Below are 3,087 nucleotides of genomic sequence, written 5' to 3'. Positions count from 1 at the left end.
GGGGGGGGGGCCGCCGGTCCCGGGGAGCTGCCGGGGGGGGGGCGCACGCCTCTCGCCGAGGCCCTGACGACGACCGCCGAGGTCGTCCGCGTCGCCCGCCTCCGCGACCCGCTGCGCCGCCCGCTCCTCGTCCTCGTCACCGACGGCCGCGCCACCCACGGTGCGGACCCCCTCGGGAGGGCGCACCGCACGGCGGCCGCCCTCGGGGCGACGGGGCTCTCCAGCGTCGTCGTCGACTGCGAGACGGGCCGGTTCCGGATGGGGCTCGCCGGCCGGCTCGCCGACCTCCTCGGCGCGGCATACGTGCCTCTCGGGGAGGTCTCGGCGCAGGCCCTCGTCACCGTGGCCGGCGGGACGGCCGGCCGGATGACGGGCGGGGCCGCCTGATGCCCAAGGGCCAGCCTCTCGTCGACCCGCAGGATGGCCTGACGACCCGCCAGCGCCGCAACCGCCCGCTCGTCATCGTCAACACCGGCGACGGGAAGGGGAAGTCGACGGCGGCCTTCGGCCTCGCCCTGCGCGCCTGGAACCAGGGGTGGGACATCGGCGTCTTCCAATTCGTCAAGTCCGCGAAGTGGCGGATCGGCGAGCAGACCGTCCTCGAGCGTCTCGGGGCGCTCCACGAGGAGACCGGCGAGGGCGGGCCGGTCGAGTGGAACAAGATGGGCTTCGGCTGGTCGTGGACGCGCAAGTCCGAGAGCGAGGACGACCACGCCGCCGCGGCGGCCGAGGGCTGGGCGGAGATCAAGCGCCGTCTCGCGCAGGAGCGGCACGACCTCTACGTCCTCGACGAGTTCACCTACCCGATCCAGTGGGGCTGGGTCGACGTCGACGACGTCGTGACGACGCTCCTGACGCGTCCCGGCCACCAGCACGTCGTCGTCACCGGGCGGCGTGTGGACCCCCGCCTCGTCGAGATCGCCGACCTCGTCACCGACATGCACCAGGTCAAGCACCCCTTCGAGCAGGGCCAGAAGGGCCAGCGGGGCATCGAGTGGTGACACCCGTCCCCCTCCCCCGGGTCGTCGTCGCCGCCCCCGCCTCCGGGCACGGCAAGACGACCGTCGCCACCGGCCTCATGGCTGCCCTCCGGCAACGGGGCCATGTCGTGAGCGGCCACAAGGTCGGTCCCGACTTCATCGACCCCGGGTACCACGCGTTGGCGACCCATCGCCCCGGCCGCAACCTGGACCCCCACCTCGTCGGCGTCGACCGCGTCGAGCCACTCCTCGTCCACGGTGCCCGCGGTGCGGACATCGCCGTCATCGAGGGCGTCATGGGCCTGTTCGACGGGCGGCTCGGCCACGACGGCTTCGCCTCGACCGCACACGTCGCGGCGCTCACCGCCTCGCCCGTGATCCTCGTCGTCGACGTGTCGCACGCGTCGCGGTCCGTCGCAGCGCTCGTCCACGGACTGCGCTCCTTCGACCCGTCGGTCCGCGTCGCCGGCGTCGTCGTCAACAAGGCCGGCTCGGCGCGACATGCCGCCGAGGTGCTCGACGCCCTGGCCCCGCTCGGGATCCCGGTCATCGGCGTGCTCCAGCGCGACGACGGCATCGTCGCTCCCTCGCGCCATCTCGGTCTCGTCCCCGCAGCCGAACGACCGGAGGCCGCAGCGACCCTCGACCGGCTCGCCGCACGCGTGGCGACCGCCGTCGACCTCGACGCCGTCGTCGAGATCGCCCGCACCGCACCGCCTTTGGCGACCCGAGGGTGGAGGCCGGACGAGGAGGTCGAGGCTCCCGCGGGTCACCGGCCGACCGTCGCCGTGGCGGGCGGCCGCGCCTTCACCTTCCGGTATGCCGAGACCGACGAGCTCCTGCGGGCGGCGGGCTGCGACGTCGTCCCCTTCGACCCGCTCACCGACGCCGAGCTGCCGCCGGGGACGAGCGGCCTCTACCTCGGCGGCGGATTCCCCGAGGTGTATGCGGGCGACCTGTCGTCGAACGACCGCCTCCGCGCCGCCGTCCGGGACGCCGTCCGGTCCGGTATGCCGACGGTCGCCGAGTGCGCAGGCCTGCTCTACCTCTGCGGCAGCCTCGAGGGGCGACCCATGGTCGGGGCCCTCGACGCCGAGGCCCGGATGACCTCCCGGCTCACCCTCGGCTACCGCGACGCGGTCGTCGCGACCGACCACCTGGCCGGCCGTGCCGGCGCGGCGGTCACCGGGCACGAGTTCCACCGCACGACGGTGACGCCGACGGCCGCCGACCCGGCGGCATACCTCATCGAGGATCGGCGTGCCGGCTTCGCGACTCCCACGCTCAGCGCGTCCTATCTCCACGTCCACTGGGCGGGCCACCCTGCCATGGCGGCCCGGTTCGCTGACGCTGCAAGGCAGTTCGCTTCGAGCACACCGGCAGCGGCTTCTTCGTCCCGGGCCACGCGGGTCGTGGTGGAGCGTTCCGGCGACCCGGGGGACGAGCCCGTCGAGAGCCCGCTGACCTACCACGGAGACCGGGAGCTCGGCGACGGACTCGTCGACCTGGCGGTCAACGTGCACCCCGAGGGTCCGCCGGCCTGGCTCGTGGAGGCGCTCAGCGAGAGCCTGCGCGACGTGGCGCGCTACCCCGACCAGTCGACGGCCGCGGACGCCCTCGCGACGCTGCACGGCCGGCCGGTGCGGGAGGTGCTCGTCACCGCGGGAGCCGCCGAGGCGTTCACCCTGCTCGCGCGAGCCCGGCGCTGGCAGCGCCCCGTCGTCGTCCACCCCCAGTTCACCGAGCCGGACGCCGCGCTCGCGGCGGCGGGCCACCGGCCCCACCACGTCGTGTGCCGGCCGGAGGACGGCTTCGCCCTCCGCCCGGAGGAGATCCCGGGCGACGCCGACCTCGTCGTCGTCGGCAACCCGACGAACCCGACGGGAGTCCTCCACGACGAGACGACCCTTCGTGGACTGCTGCGCCCCGGCCGCACCGTCGTCGTCGACGAGGCCTTCATGGACACCGTGCCCGGCGAGCCGGGTGCCCTCGTCGGCGCCGGGGCCCCCGGGCTCGTCGTCGTCCGGAGCCTCACGAAGCTGTGGGCCATCCCGGGGGTGCGGGCCGGATACGTCGTCGGTGACCCGGCCCTCGTCGACGAGCTGCG

General features: G+C 74.8%; 2 protein-coding genes and 1 pseudogene. All 3 read left to right on the top strand.

Annotation, left to right across the window (positions count from 1 at the left end; all coding sequences use genetic code 11):
* A pseudogene (locus BN12_RS21530) lies at positions 1-387 on the top strand (magnesium chelatase); the annotation flags it as partial.
* Positions 387-1,001, top strand: coding sequence for a cob(I)yrinic acid a,c-diamide adenosyltransferase (gene cobO / locus BN12_RS21525; protein WP_048555605.1), 615 nt, complete (start codon positions 387-389; stop codon positions 999-1,001). The pseudogene BN12_RS21530 and the gene cobO, both read left to right, overlap by 1 nt.
* Positions 998-3,087, top strand: a 2,090-nt coding sequence (locus BN12_RS21520; protein ID WP_048555604.1) for a cobyrinate a,c-diamide synthase, incomplete at its 3' end; no start/stop codon positions are given. The genes cobO and BN12_RS21520, both read left to right, overlap by 4 nt.

Origin of the sequence: Nostocoides japonicum T1-X7, assembly GCF_001046855.1 — a bacterium.
Classification (GTDB): domain Bacteria; phylum Actinomycetota; class Actinomycetes; order Actinomycetales; family Dermatophilaceae; genus Nostocoides; species Nostocoides japonicum.
The sequence above is the reverse complement of the archived record's forward strand: the minus strand, read 5'-3'. Positions and strand labels throughout refer to the sequence as shown.